Source organism: Soehngenia sp. (assembly GCF_055108775.1).
This window is the reverse complement of record NZ_JBSQIL010000085.1, coordinates 1-6,286: the sequence shown is the minus strand read 5'-3', so window position 1 is coordinate 6,286 and position 6,286 is coordinate 1. Positions and strand designations below refer to the sequence as shown.

The 6,286-nt window shown below is 32.6% G+C and carries 4 protein-coding genes; 1 reads left to right on the top strand and 3 read right to left on the bottom strand.

Annotated elements, in window-relative coordinates; translation table 11 throughout:
* From ACTB1H_RS08780 to ACTB1H_RS08770, 3 genes are all read right to left on the bottom strand, one after another.
* Positions 1-268 (bottom strand): PTS sugar transporter subunit IIB (locus ACTB1H_RS08780; RefSeq protein ID WP_463262468.1); only part of this gene is annotated, 268 nt, incomplete at its 3' end.
* 14 nt (positions 269-282) lie between these two features.
* Complete coding sequence (locus tag ACTB1H_RS08775; RefSeq protein ID WP_463262467.1) at positions 283-2,679, bottom strand: glycyl radical protein; 2,397 nt, start codon at positions 2,677-2,679, stop codon at positions 283-285.
* Complete coding sequence (locus tag ACTB1H_RS08770; protein ID WP_463262466.1) at positions 2,663-4,822, bottom strand: BglG family transcription antiterminator; 2,160 nt, start codon at positions 4,820-4,822, stop codon at positions 2,663-2,665. Before ACTB1H_RS08770 ends, ACTB1H_RS08775 begins: the two co-directional genes overlap by 17 nt.
* 444 nt (positions 4,823-5,266) lie before the next feature.
* Between ACTB1H_RS08770 and ACTB1H_RS08765 the strand changes: the two genes are divergently transcribed.
* Positions 5,267-6,286 (top strand): ISLre2 family transposase (locus tag ACTB1H_RS08765; protein ID WP_463262469.1); only part of this gene is annotated, 1,020 nt, incomplete at its 3' end.

Genomic DNA, 6,286 nt, shown 5'->3' with positions numbered 1-6,286 from the left:
CTTCGATGATAGTTTGCAATTTTTCTTTCATTTCATCAGTTCCTGCAACATTTTGCACTGACATATATTTTTTGCCTAATCCGTCAAAATGTTTTTCTAAGTCAGACGTAATTACAAAGAAGTCACAATCAGCGTTAATCATAGTCCCTAAATCCCCATGGGCAACATTGAAATTTGTTATGCCCATTTCTTTCAAAGCTCTTTCACATGTCATTTTCAATAATAGACAAGTCCCTAATCCACACCCACATGCTGTTGCTATTTTCATATCTCCCCCCCTTTCTATAAATAATATTCAGATCTACTAATTATATCTTGTTGCTGTATAGGGTCTAGTGCTGTAAATAATGCACTGTACCCAGCCACTCTAACTACTAAATCTCTGTATTCTTCTGGATTTTCCTGTGCTTTCTTAAGTACATCTGTCGAGATAATATTAAATTGAACATGCCATCCCATTTTAGAAAAAAATGTTTTTATTAATGCAATGAATTTATTTGTATCGGAATCATTTTTCAATATATTAGGTTGAAATCTCATATTTAGTAATTGTCCGCCAGTTGTTAACAAAGTAGATAATTTTGAAACTGAATTAAATACTGCCGTAGGACCAAATTTTTCAGTACCATGCATAGGTGATACACCATCCGCCGTTGGTTGATTAGCCTTTCTTCCATCAGCACTTGCCCCACATGCCTTCCCACAGGGTACATTGGCAGAAATAGTTACCGTCGCAGGCATAAAAATACCTCCTTTTGGTCCCCTTCCATATCGAGTATTCTTATACTTTACAATATCCTTAATAAAAATGTCATACGCCTCTTTTGTCAGGTTATCAACTTCATCGATGTCATTCCCATATTTTTCTGCATGATTTAATAATATCTGCCTAATTTTTTCACCCTCAACCCCATCAAAATCATTATCTAAAGCTTTTTTTAAATCACTCAATGTTATTTTTTTTTCATCAAAACACAATTTTTTGATTGCATATAAAGAATTCCCAACATTTGGCACTCCGACTTGGCAACCACTTATCATATCATAAATAGCCCCACCTTCTTTAATAGTCTTCCCTCTTCCTATACAATCTTGCACCAATGCAGAACAAAGAATATCTGGCACTAACTCTTCCATAGCTAAATCGTTAATATTATCAGCTGTAACATGTAATCTTGTAAAATACTTTAATTGCTTTTCCCAAGATTTCATCACCATCTCAAATGATGTAAAATCATCTAAACTCCCTAACCCCTTTTCTAGTTGTATTCCACTCCTAGCATCTACACCATTATTCAAAGCTAACTCTAACACTTTTAATAAGTTTAACTTACTCTTTCCATTTGCCCTATAACCCCATTTCCCAGGTACTTGAACCTCCAAACAACCCATTGTTGCATAATTATAGGCATCTTCTTTCTCAACACCCCTGAGTATAAGTGATGGTATTATAACTTCATCATTCACTAGCGCAGGCATACCAAATCCCTCTTTAATAATATCAACGCACATTCTCAGAAGTTTTTCCGGTGAATTTTTATGAATTCTCACGTAAAAATTCGGCTCACTCAACTTAATATCACCTAAAGATTCTAGCATTAAATAGGTCAGTTCATTAGTCTGATCATTACCATCAACATCCTGACCCCCAACAATGATATTTTGATATGTTGGATAACCCGCAACAAATTTTGTATGCGACCAAGGACGTAATTTAATTATTGAAAAAATTTTAATATAAAAACAGTCCATTAACTCTTTAGCAAATTCTTTATCTATAATTCCAGAATCAATATCATTCTTATAATATTTATATAGATATTGATCAACTCTCCCTAAAGACATTGAATGACCATTTGCTTCAATTTGGAGTATTAAATGCACAAAGTATAACAGCTGAATAGCTTCATATAAATTTCCAGGCGGTTTCACAGCAATATTTTTGCATACCATATGAATCTTCTCTAATTCATTTTTTTTAGCAACTATATCAGTCTTACTAATTAATTCTTCAGCTAAATCTGCATATCTTTTAATAAATTTAGTACAACCTTCAGTTGTAATTATTACTGCCTGCAAAAATTTTCTTTGCCTTAAATCATCCGGATCAGTATCATCTAAATTTCTTAGTTTGTCTTCTGCTTTGTTCTTTAAACCACCAAAACCTAAGTCAAGTATCATTTCATAATCAACGATTATATGACCATCACCCGCAGTAACATTTCCCTCCCAACCTAAAACGCCTACATATTTTTTATCTTTTAGAACATCTTGAGTTTGCGTCTGGTAGACTCTATCTTTTAAAGTTTTCCCTTTCCAAAATTGTAGTATTTCTTTTAATTCATCTTTATATTCTTCTTTTAAATAAAACCTATCCCCATCTCTTTTTTCAAACTCATCGATTTCATTGTAAATCCAATCCCACGAATATTCTGGAAAGATTGGTGCAGTTCTAGTCTTATATGCCTGGTTTCCAACAATCAACTCTCCATCTTCAATATAAATCGACATGTTGCCTAAAACTTCTTCAACCATTTTTGCTCTTTTAATAACAATAGGCATATCCTCATGTTTTCTATAGACATCAGTTATTATTCTAGCTCTTTCAATGCATATTTCAGGTTGCGCTTCAATCACTGTCTTTCTTAACTTTTCAACTCTTTTACTCATACCTGCCATTAACAATACCCCCTTCAGACGCTTTCTCAATTAAATTAAGCACTTCTCTAATATCATTACTTTCCCTTATAATTTTTATATAATTTTCATTACTTAAGATGGAACTTAAATCAGCCATAATTTGTAAATGCGAGTTGTTGTCAGTTGCACTTAACGCGAAAACCAAATCTACTGGGTCATTATCTTTGTTACCGAATTCTACAGGTTTATTTAGCCTAACTAAACTCATTGAAACCTTTTTAGAACCATTCCCTGGTCTGGCATGTGGCATCGCAATTCCTTTTGCTATTACAATATAAGGTCCCAGTTCTTTAACCGATTCAATCATAGCATCAATATATCTAGGCTCTGCACAATCAGCTTCTACTAATAACCGTCCAGCCTCACATACAGCTTCTTCCCAATTATTTGCATGGTGACATAAGTTTATATTTTCTTCTTTCAACACATCTGATAACATTGGCAAATCATCTCCTTTTTCGTAATATTGAAAAATTTCTACTTTTAATTCTCTTGTTAATGCGTCTCTATCTTTTATTTCACAATGTTTTTCAATAATTGATAATAACTCTACAATATTTGGCTTGTATTTATTATTTTCAACTATGAATTGAACACTTAAGAAAGTTTCAATTTTTTTAATATCCTCCATAGTCAATAATGGTGAAACTTTAACTATTTTTTTATTTGAACTAATATCAAAATCAACTGTAGATATAATAAGATCAACTGAATTTAAATCATCATCTGTTATGTCTAAAACCGACACTTCTTTTACAATTTCTAATTTTGGGAATTCATACTTCATTCTTGATGAAAGCATTTTAACGGTACCAAACCCGCTCCCACAAACCAATAAAGTTTTTACTTCATTTTTAATCTTTCTTTTAGACCTTTCAATACTTGCTCCAATATGAAGAGTTATATATGCTACTTCATCATCTGGAATTTGATCTACACCATAATTTCTAAATAAGTTTTCACATTCTGTTTTTACAACATTGAAAACATTTTTATACTTGGCTTTTATTTCCTCTAACATCGGGTTATTTATAAACATTTTGTTGGACATTCGGACTAAAGCTGGTTCTAGATGAAGCATTATCCCTTTTATCAATTGGTCGTCTATTAAAATTTTTTCACTTAGTTTTTTATCAATATTATTAATTAAGCAAATACTAAGTTTATTCAATCCATTATTATCTTCTTGTTTTCTGTGCGTTTTAGTTTTAGAACCAAGCAAATGTAATGTTATATAACCTATTTCGTCATCATTGATTACAACATTAAATTTTTCTTGATATTCATTTACGACCGATTTTATTATGCTAAACTCGTGATTATTCATTATTTTTTCTAAGTTTCCTGCTTCAAAACAAATTGCCTTTTTAGACTTTAATCTTTTAACAGCTAAAGCAATATGTACCATTAATGCTATGAAAGAGGAATCTACAAGTTTCGTTTTTGTTTCTTTCTCAAGTCTTGTGATTAATTCACCTAGTAAGCTAATATCTATCCCATTAAAAATCATATTGAAATATTGTGATGATACATAATCCATACTCGTTGATGTTTCTATTATCTCTGATGATAATTTTTCAAGATATCTAACGACATATTTGTTGTCTATTTCATAGCTTAATAGTTCAGCTACAGATTTTCTCCAATTACTCTCACTAGTTTTAATAAATATACCTATTTTCGGTTTTTTTACAAGTTGGATATCTTTTTCTTCAAGCCATATTTCTACATCTTTAAGTATTCTTGTTACAACAGATTTTCCTAAGCAAAGTTCTTCACTTAAATCATTAATTGTAATTGGTTTGTCGGCTGCTAATAATTTAGAAATTATGTACTTCTTCTTTTGATCATTTGTTAGAAACACTTCTTTCGGAGTCTTTGAATTTAATTCATTTAAAACTTTATCCTTTTGATCTTTTGAACTTCTGATTAATATTCCCAATTTAGGAACTTTTTCCAATAATATATTGGATGATTTTAGAATGTCTTCTATTTCATCTAAATCATATCTAATAGTGCGCGTACTTACATTAAACTTATTTGATATTTCCTTTGCACTTATATAATCAGTCTGATTTAATAAAAACTCAAATATTTTTTTTGTTCTTGGCTTAAGATACAATTTCTCCTCTCCTTTTCTCATTCAACTTATATATTGCAATTATGTATCATATTTTTTTATAGACACAATCCATTATTTAAATTTCGATATAGTATTTCATTTTTAATTGTAATATACAGTTCTAAATACCAAATAATTTTATCTCATCGCTGATTTAACTTAATTATATTTGATGAGTCAGAATTATTCAATACATCTAAAAGCGTTAATAATTTCATTGATATGTTGCAATTTGCATTTATATCTTCTGTTAGTGTAAAATTACTATGGGAAAAATGAATAGAAAATAAAATAAGAGCAACACCCTTGTGGTATCATAGAATCGTCAAACACCATCAACGACAAAGGAGTGCTCTTATGACAACTATTATACAAGAAATTGCACAGACAATCAGCAAAAACTTTGAAGAAGAGCTAAAAAAGCTAATGACCTAAGGCAAAGATATATCTGAATTCATCCTGGAGACAAAGAAAATGATGGATCAGGTTGGAGTCAAGCTTGTGAAAGAAGCATTGGAATCAATGGATCAAGCTGTGAAAGAAAGTAACGACCGAAAAAGAAGCTGGGTGGTAAAAAGCAAGGAAGATCCCAAGAGTTTATCAACAATATTTGGTGATGTGGCGTATGAAAGGACTTACTACAAAAATAAGAAGACGGGAGAATTCTGCTACCTATCAGATGAAATGGTCGGTATACAATCCCATGACCGAATGGATGCGTCTTTAAAAGCAAAGTTGGTCGAAGAAGCATGCGATATGGCATATTCAAAGAGCGGACAAAAGGCGACAGAAGCTATAACATTGACATCACAGACGGTGATGAACAGCATACGGGAATTGGGTGGAGTAAGGAATGACGCTGTTAAAGTTGCACATGAAAAAAAAGCAGTGAAGGTATTGTTTGTTGAGGCAGATGAGGATCATGTGGCCAACCAAAAGGGAGGCTGCCTTGAACCAAAGCTGGTATATGTCCATGAAGGAAAGGTGCAGGTAGGAAAAGACCGGTGGGAGCTTATAAATGCCCGATATTTCAGTGGAATGTATTCCAACAGCGATGAACTGTGGGTGGAAGTGGTCGACTATCTAGATGAGGCATATGACATGGATAAAGTTGAAAAGATATACTTGTCAGGAGACGGAGCCAGATGGATCCGCAATGGAGTTGGTTGGATCAAGGGGAGCACCTATGTACTTGATCGATATCATCTGTCGAAATATGTGACGGTGGCAACTGGGCACATGCCCTATGCAAAATCTTTTATGTGGGAATATATCAACAAAGGGGACAAAGAAAATCTAAAAGAACTGTTTGAAGGAATTATTGGTGAAACGGAGCATGAAACGAAGAAGAGAGCAGTAATGGAGGCAAGAACCTATATTTTGAACAACTGGGATGGGATAAGAAACCAGTACCAGACAGATTACATAGGCTGCAGTGCAGAGGGACATGTAAGCCATATACTA